17 protein-coding genes are annotated in these 15,870 nt (G+C 68.1%); 6 read left to right on the top strand and 11 right to left on the bottom strand.

The annotated features are described in order from the left end of the window. From GJ633_RS07035 to proS, 3 genes are all read right to left on the bottom strand, one after another. The coding region (locus GJ633_RS07035) for a DUF4897 domain-containing protein (protein WP_321168947.1) at positions 1-718 on the bottom strand (718 nt) is incomplete at its 3' end. 165 nt (positions 719-883) lie between these two features. Further along, positions 884-2,080: a hypothetical protein gene (locus tag GJ633_RS07030; RefSeq protein WP_156588241.1), complete on the bottom strand. Its 1,197-nt coding sequence runs from the start codon at positions 2,078-2,080 to the stop codon at positions 884-886. Positions 2,081-2,197: 117 nt separating this feature from the next. After that, positions 2,198-3,673 (bottom strand): proline--tRNA ligase, encoded by a 1,476-nt coding sequence (proS, locus tag GJ633_RS07025; RefSeq protein ID WP_156588240.1) that lies wholly within the window; start codon positions 3,671-3,673, stop codon positions 2,198-2,200. A 158-nt stretch (positions 3,674-3,831) separates the two neighbouring features. Between proS and GJ633_RS07020 the strand changes: the two genes are divergently transcribed. Further along, positions 3,832-4,428 (top strand): CoA pyrophosphatase, encoded by a 597-nt coding sequence (locus GJ633_RS07020; protein WP_156588239.1) that lies wholly within the window; start codon positions 3,832-3,834, stop codon positions 4,426-4,428. A gap of 33 nt (positions 4,429-4,461) precedes the next feature. On the opposite strand, the gene GJ633_RS07015 is transcribed toward GJ633_RS07020, so the two are convergent. The 4 genes from GJ633_RS07015 to GJ633_RS07000 all read right to left on the bottom strand — a co-directional run bounded on the left by GJ633_RS07015 (position 4,462) and on the right by GJ633_RS07000 (position 8,696). Next, positions 4,462-4,986 (bottom strand): DUF371 domain-containing protein, encoded by a 525-nt coding sequence (locus GJ633_RS07015; protein ID WP_156588238.1) that lies wholly within the window; start codon positions 4,984-4,986, stop codon positions 4,462-4,464. 46 nt (positions 4,987-5,032) lie between these two features. Then, a complete protein-coding gene (locus GJ633_RS07010) occupies positions 5,033-5,863 on the bottom strand; it encodes an amidohydrolase family protein (protein ID WP_156588237.1) in 831 nt (276 codons plus the stop codon). Positions 5,864-5,992: 129 nt separating this feature from the next. Next, entirely contained in the window at positions 5,993-7,180 is a 1,188-nt protein-coding gene (locus GJ633_RS07005) for a redox-regulated ATPase YchF (protein WP_156588236.1), read from the bottom strand. Between the two features lie 406 nt (positions 7,181-7,586). Further along, on the bottom strand, positions 7,587-8,696 hold the full coding sequence (locus GJ633_RS07000; protein WP_156588235.1) for a GTP-binding protein: 1,110 nt from the start codon (positions 8,694-8,696) through the stop codon (positions 7,587-7,589). A 200-nt stretch (positions 8,697-8,896) separates the two neighbouring features. Here GJ633_RS07000 and GJ633_RS06995 point away from each other — a divergent pair, with 200 nt between their 5' ends. Further along, positions 8,897-9,097 (top strand): hypothetical protein, encoded by a 201-nt coding sequence (locus GJ633_RS06995; RefSeq protein ID WP_156588234.1) that lies wholly within the window; start codon positions 8,897-8,899, stop codon positions 9,095-9,097. 221 nt (positions 9,098-9,318) lie between these two features. On the opposite strand, the gene GJ633_RS06990 is transcribed toward GJ633_RS06995, so the two are convergent. Then, the gene (locus GJ633_RS06990) at positions 9,319-9,774 is read right to left on the bottom strand and encodes a hypothetical protein (RefSeq protein WP_156588233.1); all 456 of its coding nucleotides are present in this window, start codon (positions 9,772-9,774) and stop codon (positions 9,319-9,321) included. Positions 9,775-9,978: 204 nt separating this feature from the next. On the opposite strand from GJ633_RS06990, the gene coxB reads away from it, so the two are divergent. From coxB to GJ633_RS17085, 3 genes are all read left to right on the top strand, one after another. After that, complete coding sequence (coxB, locus tag GJ633_RS06985; RefSeq protein ID WP_156588232.1) at positions 9,979-10,767, top strand: cytochrome c oxidase subunit II; 789 nt, start codon at positions 9,979-9,981, stop codon at positions 10,765-10,767. Next, positions 10,764-13,262, top strand: a complete 2,499-nt coding sequence (locus tag GJ633_RS06980) for a cbb3-type cytochrome c oxidase subunit I (protein WP_156588231.1) — start codon at positions 10,764-10,766, stop codon at positions 13,260-13,262. Before coxB ends, GJ633_RS06980 begins: the two co-directional genes overlap by 4 nt. 190 nt (positions 13,263-13,452) lie before the next feature. Next, positions 13,453-13,593, top strand: a complete 141-nt coding sequence (locus GJ633_RS17085) for a hypothetical protein (RefSeq protein ID WP_197431275.1) — start codon at positions 13,453-13,455, stop codon at positions 13,591-13,593. Positions 13,594-13,685: 92 nt separating this feature from the next. Here GJ633_RS17085 and GJ633_RS06975 read toward each other — a convergent pair whose 3' ends face one another. Together GJ633_RS06975 and GJ633_RS06970 are read right to left on the bottom strand one after the other, a co-directional pair. Next, a complete protein-coding gene (locus tag GJ633_RS06975) occupies positions 13,686-14,435 on the bottom strand; it encodes a GNAT family N-acetyltransferase (RefSeq protein ID WP_156588230.1) in 750 nt (249 codons plus the stop codon). Positions 14,436-14,571: 136 nt separating this feature from the next. Then, a complete protein-coding gene (locus tag GJ633_RS06970) occupies positions 14,572-14,847 on the bottom strand; it encodes a cytochrome C oxidase subunit IV family protein (RefSeq protein ID WP_156588229.1) in 276 nt (91 codons plus the stop codon). A 157-nt stretch (positions 14,848-15,004) separates the two neighbouring features. On the opposite strand from GJ633_RS06970, the gene GJ633_RS06965 reads away from it, so the two are divergent. Next, positions 15,005-15,523 (top strand): hypothetical protein, encoded by a 519-nt coding sequence (locus GJ633_RS06965; RefSeq protein ID WP_321168946.1) that lies wholly within the window; start codon positions 15,005-15,007, stop codon positions 15,521-15,523. A 69-nt stretch (positions 15,524-15,592) separates the two neighbouring features. Here the strand turns inward: GJ633_RS06965 and GJ633_RS06960 are convergent. Then, the coding region (locus GJ633_RS06960) for a halocyanin domain-containing protein (protein WP_156588227.1) at positions 15,593-15,870 on the bottom strand (278 nt) is incomplete at its 5' end.

Genomic DNA, 15,870 nt, shown 5'->3' with positions numbered 1-15,870 from the left:
AGCCGAGGACGGCGACGGCGACGAGCAACGCCAGACCGCCGAGGAGGAGCGGCGTCGCGGAGACGCCGGCGACGCCAGCGGGTTCCAGCGTGATCCGAGGCTGACCGTCGGTGAAGTCGATCGGTCCGCGCCAGACGACCGCGTTCTCCCGGGTCTCCGTGGGCTCGGGCGACACCTCGGCGACGCCGTAGTCGGCGGGCCACGAGACGATGAGCGAGGAGTCCTCGTCGAGGAACAGCTCGTCGACGGCGTCACCGACGACGAGGCGATCGTCCTCGACCGCCGCGAAGTTGGACCACTCGAACCGGTAGGTGAGCACGCCGTACGACTGCGGGAGCTCCCGCCGCTCGGCGGTCACGGTGGTGTTCGACACCGTCATCTCGCGACCGGTCGCGTTCTCCGCGGCGGCGGCGGTCGACGCCATCCGCTCGCTGAACCGGTCCGTGTACGCGGCGGGGTCGGACTCGACGTCCGCTCGGAGCTCCTCGAACGCCCGCTCCTCCTCGTCGGTCGCGAGCCGCACGCGGTACTGGACCTCCCAGACCGCGTCGCCGTCGGGCTCGATTTCGGTCTCGATCAGGACGTCGTCGGGGTCGACGTCCATCTGCTCGAATCCGACCGGGGGCACGCCGGACGCCCCCGCGGCGCCGCCCGGAGCCGCGGCCACGAGGCCGACGGCGAGCGTCGCGAGAACGAGGACGGACAGCGTTCGCTGCACGGGCGAGTGCTCTCGCGGGGCCGGTAAATCGCTTCCCATCTCAGAACGCTTCGGCCCTCGCCGTCGTCCGGGACGGTCGAGCCCGTCGAAGCGATCTTGGCGGTGTGGCCGCCGCGATGCGAAGCGGGATCGTGTCCGTCGCGACGCGGACGAGAGCCGAGCTCGTCACGGCGCGGCGGACACCGCGACGCTTCGCCACACATCGCTCAGGATCGAGCCGACCGCATCCTCCGCGCCTGACGGCGGACCACCCCGACCGGGGGCGTCGTCGGAAGCGCCCTGGCCAGGGACAGTGTCGCCTCCGTCGGTGTCGGTTCCGCCGTCAGTTTCGCCGCCGGGATCCGTTTCGCCGTCCCTTCCACTGGCGTCCGCTCCAGCGTCGGTTCCGTCGGTGTCGGCTCCAGCGTCCCTTCCGTCGGCGTCCGTTCCAGCGTCCCTTCCGTCAGTGTCAGTCCCGGCGTCGCCGGCGCCGTCGTTCGCGGACCCGTCCGCCTCTGCGCCGTCACGCTGCGGTCCGGTGCCCGTGGCGTTCGTCCCGTTCGACGCGCTCGGGCCGCTTCCGTCGGTCACGTTCCCGACCGCGCCCGGCCCGCCGACTTCGCCCGGTCCGTCACCCGGCCCGCGGACGCCGCCCGGTCCGTCACCCGGCCCGCCCTTTCCCGTTCCGTTACGACCCGGGGGACCCCCGATGGCGGGCGGCCCTCTCGGCGGACCGCTGGCGTTGGCGGCGAGCGGGCCGCCGGCACCGGGGCCGGCGATACCCCGGGCGAGTTCGGCGACCTCGGGGCCGCTCACCTCGCCGGCCCGCTCGCGCAACGCGTTCAGGCGCTCCTCGTCGAGGCCGCGCTCGACTCGGGCTTGCTCGGGCAGGTCGCGGGCGACGTCGACGCTCCGGTTGGCGCCGCGCCGGACGGTCTCGGCTCGGGCGCTCGTCTCGGCCATCCGCGCCGCGAAGGCGCCCTGGCTCAGCTCGCCCGCCTCGCGGCGCTCGCGGAGCGTCTCTTGACGCCGCTCGATCGCGGCGAGGCGCTCCTCGGTCCGATTCAGCCGCTCCGCGACGATCGCGGCGCGCTCACTCGCGGTGTCGGCCCGTTCGAGGGCGATCTCGAACGAACGCGATTCGACCTCGCCGTCGATCTCCGCCTGCTGGACGCCGATCACGCCGGCGAACTGCTCACCGGGACTGATCCCGTCCGCGGCGCCGCTCGTCCCGTTCTCGTTCGTTCCGTGCGTCCCTGTCTCGTTCGTCGCCGGGTCCTCCTGGGCGACGACCGAGCCGACCGGACCGGCCGGCCCGGCCGCGGCTACTCCGACGAGGCCGACGACGGCGACCACGACGACGAGCGCGATCCCTCGGTTCATCACGACGACGGTTGGAGACGTGTCCGTATATAACTGCGACTCCGTTAACCCGGATCAACGCCGATTAAGTCGCAGACGGCGGGGCGGACCGCCGGACCGACCGTTGCGCTCGGTGGATCAGTACGACTTCGCGAAGTAGGCCGTGCGCTCGGCCGCCTCGCCGCAGATCGCGCAGGTCTCGTCGCCGTCGCCGTCGACGAGGGGGTCGTCGTCCTCGAACGGGACCATCACGATCTCGGCGGCCATCGGCTCTTTGATCGGCTCCTCGCAGGCCTCGTCGCCACACCACGGGGTCTTCACGTAGCCGCCGTGCTGGCCGAGGGTGCCGAGGATCCCGGCGCGGTCGTCCGCCTCGCGGACCGCCCCGTCGAGGGTGTCCTCGGCGGCCGCGTACAGCTTCGCGTAGATCTCGTCGAAGTGGTCGCGGACCGTGTCGGCGACCTCCGCGCGGTCCTCGACGACGCTCTCGCCGTCGGGCCGGTGGACGAGGGTGAGCTCGTCGTCGTCGACCTCGTGGGGGCCGATCTCGATCCGGAGGGGGACGCCGTTCAGCTCGTGTTCGTTGAACTTGAACCCGGGATTACGCTCGTCGCGGTCGTCGAGTTCGACGCGGATCCCCGCCGCTTCGAGGTCGTCGGCCACCCCCTCGGCGTACGCGAGGACCTCCTCTTTGGTGTCCTCCTGCCAGATGGGGACGACGACGACCTGCTCGGGCGCGACGGTCGGGGGGAGCACGAGCCCCTGCTCGTCCGAGTGGGTCATGATCAGCGCGCCGAGCGCGCGCCACGAGAGCCCCCACGAGGTGGTGTGGGCGGTCCGGTCCTCCTCGTTTTCGTCCGAGAAGGTGATGTCGAACGCCTCCGCGAACGACTGCCCGAGGTGGTGGGACGTGGCGCCCTGCACCGACTTGCCGTCGGGCATCAGCGCCTCGACGGTCGTCGTCGTGTCCGCGCCGGGGAACTTGTCGTGGTCCGGCTTCTGGCCCTTTAACACGGGTATCGCGAGCAGGTCCTCGTAGACCGACTCGTACTGTTCGAGCCGGGTGAGCGTCTCGTCCCAGGCGTCCTCGCTCGTGGCGTGGGCGGTGTGGCCCTCCTGCCAGAGGAACTCCTTCGTGCGGAAGAACGGCTTCGTCTCGGTCGCCTCCCACCGGACGACCGAACACCACTGGTTCACGCGCAGCGGGAGGTCGCGGTGGCTCCGGACCCACCGGCTGATGTACGGGGTGATGATCGACTCGGAGGTCGGCCGGACGGCGAGCCGCTCTTCGAGCTCCTTCGTGCCGGCTTCGGTCACCCACGCGACCTCGGGGTCGAATCCCTCGACGATGTCCTTCTCGCGTTCGAGGTACGACTCCGGGATGAACATCGGGAAGTAGGCGTTCTGGACGCCGGTGTCCTTGAACTTCGCGTCGAGAAAGCCCTGGAGTCGCTCCCAGACGGCGTACGCCCGGGGACGGGTGACGATGAACCCGCTCATGCCCTCCGGGCCGTAGTCCGCCAGCCCGGCCTTCTGTACGACCTCGGCGTACCACTCGCCGGTGTTGTGTGACTTGGACTCGGTGATGCCGAGCTCCTGGTCGTCGTCGCTCATTATCCCCATCCGCGTGTGTCGCGGGCTTAAAACGTCCGAAGCCGCGCGACGCGCTCGTCCGACCGCGGCCGCCGAACGCTCGTCGACCTCCGACCGGTCGTTTCGGAGCGTCGGAACGCGGAGAAACGTTAACCCCGTCCGGACGCCAACGCCCCGGTATGGACCTGTCGGGGCTGCGCCGCCACGAGCCGAAGACGCGCTCCGGGCGACACCAGGCCGCCGTGCTGGCGCCGGTGATCGCGCGCGACGGCGAGGCCCACCTGCTCTTCACGAAGCGCGCGCCGCACCTCGGGGAACACCCCGGACAGATGAGCTTCCCCGGCGGCGGGCGCGAGCCAGTCGACCGCACCCTGACCGACACCGCCCTCCGGGAGGCCAACGAGGAGGTCGGGATGCGTCCCGAGGAAGTCGACGTCGTCGGCCGGATCGACGACACGCACACCAGCACCGACTACGCCATCCGCCCGTTCGTCGGCGTCGCGCCCGACCGCGAGTACGTCCCGGACGAGACGGAGGTCGCGGAGGTGGCGGTGCTACCGGTCGCCGAACTGACGGACCCCGCGAACTACGAGTCCGAGCGCCGGAACCATCCGGAGTACGGCGACCACCGAATCCACTACTTCCACGTGGACGGCTACACCGTCTGGGGCGCGACCGGTCGGATCGTCGTCCAACTGCTGGAGCGGACGACCGACTGGCGCGCGCCGGAGGAGGTCGACCGCGTGGTCGGGTCCGACGCGGAGCTGCCGATCTGATCGCGGCTGTCCCCCGATTTTCCCGCCGATCGGTCACACCGGCGGATCGACCGCCAGCCGCAGCGTGACCGGGGCCCCGTCGGCCAGCGCGGCCACGAGGTCACGGTCGAGGTCGGCGGCCGCGCCGTCGGCGTCGACGAGGATCGTCCGCTCGTCGTCGGTGTAGTCGCTGGTCCGTCCCACCATCGATCGGTCGTCGAGCAGGGTGAGATCGGGGTCGCCACGGCCCGTGATCGTCTCCGTGAGCGTCCCGTCGGCGGCGTCGACGGAGAGAGTCGCTTCGATCGTCGCGTCCGCGTCTCGGCACGCTTCGCGGAACTCGGAGGAGAAGTCGCGGGGCGTCCGATCGGCTTCGATCCCCACGATACAGTCGCCCGCGGGCGTGAGCCAGTCGTCGGTCGTGAACTCGAAGGTACTCGGGTGCTCGGCGGTGACGTGTTCGTGGCCGGCGGCCCGCACGACCTCGACGAGGCGGTCGGCGTCGCCGCGCCGCGCGTCGCCGGCCCTCGTGGCGTCGTCTCCGGCGTCGACGGCACCGTCGCCATCGGCGTCTCTCATGGCCGTCGGTCGGCGGCGGGACAAGTGGGATTCGGTTCGGCGCCGGTCACACGTCGGCGCCCTCCGCGAGCGCCGGCACCAGCCGGGTGGGGTTCTTCGCGAGCACTCGCCGCATCAGGTCCTCGGAGACATCGAGCGTGAGCATCTCCATCACGCCGACGCTCGGGTGGACGTCGGGGGCGCCGGAGCCGAACAGCACGCGGTCGGGGTGTTCTAAGATCCCGCGTTCGAGCACCTCGCGGTAGCGCACGGCGCTCGTCTCGACGTAGAGCCGGTCGTACTCGTCGAGGAGGTCGAGCGTTTGGTTCATCAGGTCGGCGTCGAGGGGATACCCCCCGAAGCTGGCGAGCACGATCGGAAGGTCGTATTCGAGCAGTTCGCGTTCGACCGCCACCGGGGGAAACCGCTTGCCGGCGTGGACGATGATCGGGAGATCCGCCGCTTCGAGCCGGTCGAGGACGTCCTCGTTGGGGAGCCCGTCCCGGTACGGGTCGAGGGTGAACCCGTGGAACCGGTCGTCGTAGGAGTACTGCTCGACGTCGTCCGGGCGCGCGTGGTGGTCATCCCGCTCCGCCCGCAGGTTCCGGACCGCGGCCATCGGGCCGCTCCCCGGATCGCGCGGCCCGTTGAGGCGGGCGAACGCGACGAACGGGCGGTCGATCGACAGGCGCGCGACCGCGTTGTTCGCGCGGAGGTAACTCCGTCCGGCGGCGCGCTGCCCGGGGCTCGCGACCGCACGAACGATACCCGCCTGGAGCATCTCCCGTTCCAGTCGCTCGGGAGAGATGTCGCGCCCGTGCGTGGCGACCGACGACTCGTCCGGGTCGAGCGTCGCGCGCGTGTCGACGATCCGGAAGTCGTGTTCGAGCTCCAGCATTGCCGCTCTTACGCACCCGTCTCGGCCGACCAGCATGTGCCTGTCGGTCGCACGGAGTGTACGACCTGCCGTCGATCACCGCTCACGGCGCCGAAGCGCCGCGCGCCGTCGTCGCCTGAGCGCCGCGGGTCACGGTCCCGCGGTGGAGACGATCTTCACGACGTCACCCTCGCTCAGCTCGTGGTCCTCGCCGATCCGCCGGGACGTCCGCGCGTCGACCGCGTGGAGGTACCCCTCGCCGATGTCGGTGTGGACCGCGTACGCGAGGTCCCGCGGCGTCGCGCCGGACGGGAGCAGGAACGCGTCAGGAAGGACGTTCCCCGTCCCGTCGGTCCACTTCGCGGCGTCCTGGACCGGGTACACGGTGATCCGGTCAAGCAGGTCGTAGACGGCCGCGTTCAACGCGGTCTGCACCCCGGTCCCCCCGTGTTCGCTCGTCGCGTCGCGGATCGCGTCGAGGCCGGCCCGCTGGCTCTCGGAGACGTCGCCCACGACCTCGAACCCGGCGTCGCCGGGGTCGTAGTCGACGACGCCCGCCTCCGCGGCGCGGCGCAGGGCGAGTTCGCCGTCGGCGGTCGCCGGCACCACCGGCTTGTCGGTCCCCTCGCGGAGACGGTCGATCGCGCCCGCGGGCGCGGCGTCGATCTTGTTCGCGACGACGACGATCGGTTTCGTCCGGCGGCGGACCGCCCGCGCCAGCGCCTCGCGGTCGGCGTCGGTCCACGCCTTCGGATCGTCGGGGTACGAGAGGTCGCGGAGGACCGCCGTCACGTCGACCTCGCTCGCGCCGAACCCCGTCAGGAGGTCGGTGATCGCCGCCTCCAGGTCGAAGTCGGGCGAGCGCGACTGGCGCTCGACGCCCTCCCAGTTGCGGTCGATTATCCCCGCGAGCCAGAGGTCCATCTCCTCTTCGACGAAGTCCACGTCGTCGAGGGGGTCGCGGCTCCCGGGTTCGACGGGTTCGCCCTCGGCGTTCGTCGCCCCGGAGGCGTCGACGACGTTCAACACGACGTCCGCGTTCGTCAGCTCGTCGAGGAACTGGTTGCCGAGCCCCTTTCCCTCGTGGGCGCCCGGGACCAGCCCGGCGACGTCGAGCAGTTCGACCGGGACGTACCGCTTCCCGCCGCGACAGCGCTCGTTCCCGCAGCGCTCCTCGCGGTCGAGACAGGGACACTCGGTGCGGACGTGGGTCACTCCGCGGTTGGCGTCGATCGTCGTGAACGGGTAGTTCGCGACGTCGACGTCGGCCATCGTCGCGGCGGTGTAGAACGTGGACTTCCCGGCGTTCGGCTTCCCCGCCAGCGCGACCGTGATCATACGCGAGGGTCGCAGCGCCGCGAAAAGCGCCTTTCGGTCGGACGGGGCGATGGACGGGGAGGGGGAGGTGAGTATATATCTGAACTCGACGGTGCGGTGGCGCGCCTGCGAGCGGCCGCCCCCGGCGGCCGCGAGCCAGCCCGCGAGGGACGCCGTGAGCGACGGGCGACCGAAGGGAGCCCGGAGCGAACGGCGAGGCTGGGGAGGCGTGAGGTGCGGTGCGGTCGCGGTCGGGCGGGACTCAAAGGGGCAGCCGGGAGGCCGAAGCACGCCGCAGTAAGCACCGCAACGAGGGAGCGAACGCAGTGAGCGACCGAGTGAGGCGCGCAACAAGGCGCGCGAGTCCTCCCGGCTGGGGCTTTGGAGGTGTTCGTCACCGATCCGCCGCCAACATTAACTCACAATTTCACTTCCGCGCGACGATACGGAGCACGTCCTCGTCGGCGAGCTCGTGGCCCTTGCCGACCTGCTGGTCGTCGTGTTTCGCGCTCGGCCCGGAGACCCGCGCGAACTTGAACCGCTCGTCGAACTCGCCGCCGATCTTCTCGCAGGCGTCGCCGACGGTGTCGCCCTCGAATAAGATCAGCGGCTCCTCGTAGTCGACGCCGCGACCCGGCTTGTCCATGTAGATCCGGATGAGCCCGAGCTCCTCCCACAGCCGCTCTTTCAGTCCGTCGAGCCCGCGCTCCTCCTCGGCGGAGATGAAGATGACGTCGTCGGGGTCGAGGTCGCGCTCCCGGAGCTCCTCTTTGACGGTCGGGAGGTAGTCCTTGTCGATGAGGTCAGCCTTGTTGACGGTGACCATCGAGGGGAGGTAGACGCGGTTGTCCATCACGGCGTCGACCAGCTCGTCGATCGTGAGGTCGTGGGGAATGGTGACCTTGGCGTTGACGTAGCCGTACTCGCGGAGCACCTGCTTGACGGTGTCCTCGTCCAGGCTCACGTCGTCGCTCATCGTCACGCCGATCCCGTCTTTGTGCGTCTTCCGGATGTTGATGTTCGGCGGCTCCGTGTCGAGCCGGATGTTCGTGTCGTACAGCTCCTCGCGGAGCCGGTCGTACTGTTCGATCTCGAACACGGAGAGCATGAACACGACGAGGTCCGCGGTCCGGACGACCGAGAGCACCTCCTTCCCGCCTCCGCGACCGCCCGCGGCGCCCTCGATCAGCCCCGGCACGTCGAGGATCTGGACGTTCGCGCCGCGGTACTGTAGCATGCCCGGATTGACGTCGAGCGTCGTGAACTCGTAGGAGCCGACCTCGCTGTCGGCGTTGGTGAGGGCGTTGATCAGCGTCGACTTGCCGACGCTCGGGAAGCCGACGAGCGCGACCGTGGCGTCGCCGTGCTTCTCGACCGCGTAGCCGTGGCCGCCGCCCGCGGAGGACTGGTTCTCCAGTTTCTCCTTTTTTTCCGCGAGCTTCGCCTTCAGCCGCCCGATGTGGGCCTCCGTCGCCTTGTTGTAGGGCGTGTTGGCGATCTCCTCGCGGAGGTCTTCGATCTCCTCTTCCAGTCCCATTACCGTACAGTCGGCCGGTCGACTCGTTAAAACTGTTCGTTCCGGTCGCAGCGCCCGTCCCGGCCGCCCCCGGTCCCCACGGCCCCACGGCCGCGTCGGTTTCCGCGATCCTTCGAACCCACCCGGCCGCTCGATCGTCCTCTCGTGTAGACACTTCGACACGGTTATATCCGAGACGGACGAGATGTTTCGCACACTGAATGCCCGATCCGTCGAGCCTCCGTGACAGCACGCAGATCGTCCTCCCGTGTCACGTCCTCGACGGACACCGAGACGGGATCCACGAACGGTTCACTGTCACCGTCGTCGAGGCGGACGGCCGTTCCCGAATCATCGGGAGCCCGGTCGAGATCAAAGCCGCGAGCGAGTTCCTCGCGCGCAACGGCGTCGCCGTGGCCTGATCCACCGGCACCCGTTCCAATCTCAGCACCGCTCTGCTGAATCGCTCCTCCAGAGCCGGTGAACACGAACGGCGACTCGTCACCCATCGACGAGCGAATGCGGTCCGCAGCGTCGGTAGCATACGGCGATCGAGACGGACGCTCCGAGAGCGAGAACGTGGCTCCGAGGCGAGTTACGGAGAGTCAGGGAGAAAGCCTCGCGATTCGGCGCGAAGAGCCCGTCAACCGAGAACGCCGACGACCAACTGCGCCACGATGAGGACCAGGAACGCCAGCCCGACCGCGAAGGAGCCGGCGGCGACGCCGTGTGCGTTCCCGAGTCCGCGGCCGCGCGCACCGAAGTACGCGCCGAGGAAGATGAACCCGACCACCAGCAGCGCGACGACGGCGAACACGACGGTGAGCAGGGTGTTCGGGAGTCCCTCGGGGAGGCCGAAGTTCCCCACCGCGAGCAGCGTGACCGCTCCGAGTCCGACCGTGATGACGATGAACGCGACCGCCCAGACCGTCGGCTCCTGTGCGACGTTGCGTCCGGCCTCGACGATCGCCGCGTACCGATCGGGCGGACCGTCTCTCCCCGGTGCGCTGCGCTGCGTCCCGATCCGAGCGACGGCGAGGAACGTGCCCACGACGAGCAGCCCCATCAGTACCGTGCTCACGAGCGTGAGTGAGACCATGGGTGTTCGTTATCTCTCCGGTCCGTTCGCGTGTACAAATAGCCTTCGACCAACGATTCGGCGCGTCCTTCGACCCCGTTCCTACCGCCGATCGAGACATCGAAATCGTTGCCGGTGTCGGTCGCGATCGAACCGCCGATCGGTCCGCTACACAAGAGCTAAGTGTGCCATCGCCAAGGAGGGGACAAGAGCAGAGAGACGAACATGATAGATCCAGTTATCCTACAACAAGGGAGCGACTGGCGCGCACAGGCGGAGGTCTTCGACGAGATCTTCTTCGTCTTCCTCGCGCTCGGCACCCTCATCGGTACCATCGTGGTCACGTACACGCTGTGGAACGTGTACAAGTACCGCGACGACGGCGACCGGTCGGACGAGGACTTCGACGCCCCGGTCGTGGGCGAGCTCCCGACGGGACAGGGCGGTCCGAAAGCCAAGAAGCTCTTCCTCTCGTTCGGGCTGAGCGCGATCGTCGTGATCAGCCTCGTCGTGTACGCGTACGGGATCCTCCTCTACGTCGAAGACGGACCGGACACGAGCGACGAGGGCGACATCGAGATCCTCGTTGAAGGGTACCAGTTCGGCTGGGAGTACGAGTATCCGAACGGTCACACCACGACGGGTGAGATGATCGTTCCCGCCGACCACCGGATCGACATCAGAGTGACATCACGAGACGTGTGGCACAACTTCGGATCCTCGGAGTTACGGATAAAATCCGACGCTATCCCCGGAGAGTACAGCGAGAACTGGTTCTCCGTGAGTTCCGAGGAAGTCGAAGCGCAGGGCGGCGAAGCGACGTACAGGGTCGAGTGCTTCGAGCTCTGCGGTGCCGGTCACTCCGCGATGACGGGGCAGATCACCGTCATTCCACAGGACGAGTGGGAGGAGTGGTACGCGGGCACCGACAGTGACTCCGACAGCGCCAACGAAAGCGCCAACGGCACGAGCGCCAGCCTCGGCGGCGCCGCCGTCGAAGAGGTGGGCGCATGAGCGAACTCCCGCCGACGACCTCCGTCAAGCGGTGGCTCGTCACGACGAACCACAAGGACATCGGGATCTTATACACGATCACGGCGCTGTTCTTCCTGCTCTTCGGCGGCGTGCTCGCGCTGCTGCTCCGCGTGCAGCTGTGGGATCCGACGAGCCAGATCCTCTCGGGGCTGGCGTACAACGAGGCCGTCACCGCGCACGGGCTGATCATGGTGTTCTGGTTCCTCTCCCCGTTCGGGTTCGGATTCGCGAACTACTTCGTGCCGCTGCAGATCGGGGCGGACGACCTCGCGTTCCCGCGGCTGAACGCGCTCTCCTACTGGATGTACCTGCTCTCCGGTGTCCTGTTGGGGATCAGCTTCTTCCAGGGCGGCACGCTGAACGCCGGCTGGACGATGTACGCGCCGCTCAACGTCCCGATGTACACGCCGAGTATCGGGTCGACGGGCGCGGTGCTCGCGCTCGCGATGTTCGTCATCGGTATCACGGCGTCGACGGTTAACTTCCTCACCTCTATCCATCATTCGCGTGCGGAGGGCATGGGCATCATGGACATGCCGATGTTCACCTGGTCGATGCTCGCGACCGTCTGGATGATGCTGTTCGCGTTCGCGGCGCTGCTCGCGGTCGGGCTCATTCTGGCCTCTGACCGCGTGCTCGGGAGCGTGTACTTCTCGGCGACCGAGGGCGGAGCCCTGCTGTGGGGCCACCTGTTCTGGTTCTTCGGTCACCCCGAGGTGTACATCGTGTTCTTCCCCGCGCTCGGCGTGATGTTGGAGCTGTTCCAGTCGTTCTCCGGGCGGCGGCTCGTCGGCCGGAAGTGGGTCATCATCGCTATCTGTCTGATCTCGGTACAGTCGTTCCTCGTGTGGATGCACCACATGTTCCTGACGACGATCAACCTCGAGATCAAGACGCTGATGATGGCGACGTCGATCGGGATCTCGTTACCGTTCGACCTGGTCGTCTTCTCGCTCATCTACACGCTGATCAAGGGGCGGATCCAGTTCACGACGCCGTTCCTGTTCGCGTTCGGCGCGCTGCTCCTCTTTATTCTCGGCGGCATCACCGGGGTGTTCCTCGGCGCCATCGTGCTCGACTACGAGTTCCGCGGAACCTACTGGGTCGTCGCACACTTCCACTACGTCATGTTCGGCGGCGCGACCGCCCTGTTCGGCGGGGCGTACTACTGGTTCCCGAAGATGACGGGGAAGATGTACGACGAGTTCCTCGGGAAGGTTCACTTCATCCTCTTCTTCATCGGGTTCAACGCGGTGTACGCCTCGATGTTCCTCGGCTGGGAGACGCCGCGGCGGGTGTACGAGTACAACCCCGCCTTCCAGATCTACCACCAGATCGGGACGATCGGCGCGTTCCTGCTCGGCTTTTCCTTCTTCATCATGTTCTACAACTTCGCGAAGTCGTTCGTCTCCGGGCCCGACGCCGGGCCCAACCCGTGGGATTACACCCGGACCGCGGAGTGGGCGGTCCCGTCCCCACCGCCGCTCGAGAACTGGCCGAACCGGCCGTCGTACGCCTCCGGGAAACTGGAGTTCGTGAAAGACTACGTGCCGGACGGCGGCCCCGCGATGAAGACCGACGAGAATGGAGACGCCGCCACCGACGGCGGCGACAGCCACTCGACGCACATCCGCGAGTACCCGTACTGGGACAAGCATCCGAGCCACGCGAGCATCTGGCCGCTCACGCTCTCGCTGGCGCTCGGCGTGTTATTCCTCGGCCTCTCCGGGTTCCGCGATTCCGTAACGGTCACGCTCGGGGAGTCCGTGGCCACGAGCGCGATCACGGTCTCGAACCCGGTTTACCCGGCGTTGATGGTGATCGGGCTGGTCGGGTTGATCTGGGCGGGCGTGAGGTGGGGACTAGAGGACTTCTACGCGCCACCCACCGAGTTCGCCGAGCGGTGGCCGTTCGACGGCGTCGAGAAGGTGAAACTGGGAATGTGGTTCTTCCTGGCGTCGGACGTGATCGTCTTCGGCGCGTTCATCTCGGCGGCGGTGTTCATCCGGTACAACGCCGGGTGGCGCACGTGGGAGCCGCTGACCGAATCGCTGCCGGGGCTGATCAACACGTTCGTGCTGCTCACCTCGTCGTTCACGGTCATCTTGGCGCTCGTGGCCGCCCACCGGGAGAGCCGGAAGGGGCTGCTCGCGTCGCTCGGCGCGACGATCCTGTTGGGATTCACCTTCCTCGGGATCAAGATGTGGGAGTGGCACCACGAGATCTTCGAGGTGGGCGTGACGATCGCGGCGAACTCCCACGGCGACCCGATCCAGGCGTCGATCTACTACGTGACGACGGGGCTCCACGGGGTCCACGTGGTCGGCGGCCTCCTGATCGCCCTGTTCCTGTTCTACAGGGCGTACCAAGGCGCGTACATGGACGACGAGCGGCCGGTGGAGTACTTCGGGCTCTACTGGCACTTCGTCGACATCGTGTGGGTGTTCCTGTTCCCGCTGTTCTACCTCTTCTGAGGGGTCGATCGGCGGGCCGCCGTCTTCCGATTTCGGTTTCCCTGCTTCGATTTTCCGTGCCAGCGAGCGCTCGCGAGGGGCGCAGGTCGGACTCGACGCGGCCGACCGAACCGTAGTCGAGGCGGGGCGAGGGCACGCGGCCGCCACGCTCGCTCGGAGCGTTTATGTGTGCCAAACGCCGAATCGCAGTATGTTCGGCGTGCCGCTCGGAGAGTTCCTCACCGGAATCGGGTTCGCGGTGTTCGGCGTCGGCACGTGGGTGATCGGCCTCGGCGTCGGCTACCTGCTCTACCGCCGGTGGCGCGGCGACGGTCCGCGTTCTGACGACTGATCGAGTGCCGACTCGGGTGCCGACGGATCGTGTCTCGCCGCCGTCCCGGCGTATCGGGAGTTCGAAAAAGCGGTATCGACGTGTCGACGGGATCAGTACGCGGCGTCCCAGCGCGTGGGTTTCCGGCGGTTCCCGCAGTCGCGACACTCCATCCGGTCCATGGTGTCGACGGCGATGTTGGTCCCCTCGCAGTTGCCACAGAGGTACCCGTAGCGTCGCGTCTGGTCCGGGTCGACGTAGGCGAGGTAAAACGGAGCGTCGGAGCCGCGCTCGCTCTCGTCGAACGCGACGTGAACCGTGTCGCCGTTGTCGGTCTCGTAGGTCGCCTCGGAGATGCCGGTGAGCCGTCCGACCTGCTTGCGGTACTCGCGCTCCTCGAACGTCTTGCCGCCGATGTCGACGGGATGCTCGCCCACGAGTTCGTACCCCTCGCGGTCGTAGAAGGCGGTTCCTGCCTCGTTGTCCGCGAGCACGCGCCCCTCGATGCGGTCGACGTCCGCGTCGCGGAGCTCGGCCTCGACGCGCTCGAGGAGCGCCGAGCCGATGCCGGATCCGCGGTGATCGGGGTGGACGTGGAGCCAGTCGATCTCCCCGACTCGCTCGCGCCGGCCGACGACGTAGCTCTCCGCGAACCCGACGACCACGCCGTCGACGACGGCGACCGGGAACACCGCGTCGTCGCCGCCGATGTCGTCGCCGAGGTCGGCGGCGTCGTACCACTCGTCGACCGCCTCGTCGAGCACGTCACGGTCCACGGCGTGCCCGTAGGAGGCGACGAGCGACTCACGGGCGACCGTTCGGATCTCGTCGACGTCGGCGGCGGTTGCGTTTCGTAGGTCCATACCACCGTATTCGATCGCGACTACAAAAAAGCACCAGCAAGGGGTACGTTCTGCGCGGCGGCCGACGCCGGCGGGGCCGACGACGGGGTTACGGAGAATCAAGGAGAAAGCCTCGCGCTTCAGCGCGGGGAGGATGTCAAGAGATGGAGTACGTCGCGGCCGCCATCAACAGCAGCGTGAGCGCCAGCGCCAGCGCCATCAGGTACGTCAGCGAGCGCCGCTCCCACTTGAGGTGCTGGAAGTACGCGACGATGAGCAGCGTCTTCACCGTCGCAATCACCAGCGTCCCGGCAACCGCCTGAGAGTACGTGAAGTCGAGGAACGCGGACTCGAAGAGAACGAAGTTCAGCCCCGCTGCGATCAGGAGCGCGACGTATATCGCCGAGTACAGCTTCAGGGAGTCGGACGACATTGTTTGGCGACTCCTTCGTCCGCGCGCTTAAAGAAGTAACCATCCGGGGGGCAGTCGACACCGTTCGGGGGCCAGTCGGCGTCGATCGTGGATCCCGAAACGCATATCGGCGCCAGGCGTTGAGTTGTGGCCGGTCGCAGCTCCGACCGATCTCACCGTGGACTCGCTGGAACCGACCGACGACCTGCTCGAATCGCTGTACGTCGTCAACAAAGTCGCAAAGCAGCTCGCCGACGAGGCGACCGCCGCCTACGAGCGCGGCGACGTCACCGAGAGCAACGTCCGATCGGCGCGGAAGGACGCGCTGTATCGCACGAAGACGGCCGTGTTGTCCCGCGTCGTCGCACACGATCCCTCGCTCGTCACCGGCGAGTACCACGCGATCGACGGCGACGTCTGGCTCTTCCTCGCGGTCGGCGAGTGGCGGTTCCACCAGCCGCCACACGCCTTCGGGACGGCCCTCACGGACGCGATCGAGACGACGAACTCGCGGGACGATCCGATCGACGCGCCCTACGTCCGTGACCCGTCGGTCGAGCGCTCCGACCGCTCGCTCGAGACGGCGCTCGCGCACCTGGCCGACGCGGGCGTCAACGCCAACGATCATCTCGCGAGTCCGACAGTCACGACGGAACACGACCGGCTCGTCGACGTCCGTTGGTCACACCTGCCGTAGCCGCAGACGGGAGGAGAGAGGAGGCAGGCAGGCGGACGAAAAGCAGGGGGATGGTGACATATCGTCGCCTCAGCCCTCGACGACTTCGATCGCCCCGAGCATCCCGTTCGCCCGGTGGGGGGTACAGTAGTACAGCTCGATCCCGGCGCTGTCGAACGTCTGTTCGAAAGTGTGTCCCTGTTCTTCGACCTGCTGGCCGCTGTCGAACTGGCTGTTCGACCCCTCGGCGGAGACGACGTTGTGCGCGCCGCCCTCGCCGGTCCACTCCCAGACGACGGTCGTGCCCGCGTCGACGCGGATCGCGGCCGGGTCGAACGCGAACCCGACGTCGCCGGCGCCGACCGCGA

Origin of the sequence: Halorubrum sp. CBA1125 (assembly GCF_009742825.1) — an archaeon.
GTDB lineage: Archaea > Halobacteriota > Halobacteria > Halobacteriales > Haloferacaceae > Halorubrum.
The sequence above is the reverse complement of the archived record's forward strand: the minus strand, read 5'-3'. Positions and strand labels throughout refer to the sequence as shown.

What these genes read in the sequence shown, in the direction of transcription:
- GJ633_RS07030 (WP_156588241.1), bottom strand. Translation starts at nt 2,080, where the DNA reads ATGAACCGAGGGATCGCGCTCGTCGTCGTGGTCGCCGTCGTCGGCCTC.
- proS (WP_156588240.1), bottom strand. Translation starts at nt 3,673, where the DNA reads ATGAGCGACGACGACCAGGAGCTCGGCATCACCGAGTCCAAGTCACAC.
- GJ633_RS07020 (WP_156588239.1), top strand. Translation starts at nt 3,832, where the DNA reads ATGGACCTGTCGGGGCTGCGCCGCCACGAGCCGAAGACGCGCTCCGGG.
- GJ633_RS07015 (WP_156588238.1), bottom strand. Translation starts at nt 4,986, where the DNA reads ATGAGAGACGCCGATGGCGACGGTGCCGTCGACGCCGGAGACGACGCC.
- GJ633_RS07010 (WP_156588237.1), bottom strand. Translation starts at nt 5,863, where the DNA reads ATGCTGGAGCTCGAACACGACTTCCGGATCGTCGACACGCGCGCGACG.
- GJ633_RS07005 (WP_156588236.1), bottom strand. Translation starts at nt 7,180, where the DNA reads ATGATCACGGTCGCGCTGGCGGGGAAGCCGAACGCCGGGAAGTCCACG.
- GJ633_RS07000 (WP_156588235.1), bottom strand. Translation starts at nt 8,696, where the DNA reads ATGGGACTGGAAGAGGAGATCGAAGACCTCCGCGAGGAGATCGCCAAC.
- GJ633_RS06995 (WP_156588234.1), top strand. Translation starts at nt 8,897, where the DNA reads ATGCCCGATCCGTCGAGCCTCCGTGACAGCACGCAGATCGTCCTCCCG.
- GJ633_RS06990 (WP_156588233.1), bottom strand. Translation starts at nt 9,774, where the DNA reads ATGGTCTCACTCACGCTCGTGAGCACGGTACTGATGGGGCTGCTCGTC.
- coxB (WP_156588232.1), top strand. Translation starts at nt 9,979, where the DNA reads ATGATAGATCCAGTTATCCTACAACAAGGGAGCGACTGGCGCGCACAG.
- GJ633_RS06980 (WP_156588231.1), top strand. Translation starts at nt 10,764, where the DNA reads ATGAGCGAACTCCCGCCGACGACCTCCGTCAAGCGGTGGCTCGTCACG.
- GJ633_RS17085 (WP_197431275.1), top strand. Translation starts at nt 13,453, where the DNA reads ATGTTCGGCGTGCCGCTCGGAGAGTTCCTCACCGGAATCGGGTTCGCG.
- GJ633_RS06975 (WP_156588230.1), bottom strand. Translation starts at nt 14,435, where the DNA reads ATGGACCTACGAAACGCAACCGCCGCCGACGTCGACGAGATCCGAACG.
- GJ633_RS06970 (WP_156588229.1), bottom strand. Translation starts at nt 14,847, where the DNA reads ATGTCGTCCGACTCCCTGAAGCTGTACTCGGCGATATACGTCGCGCTC.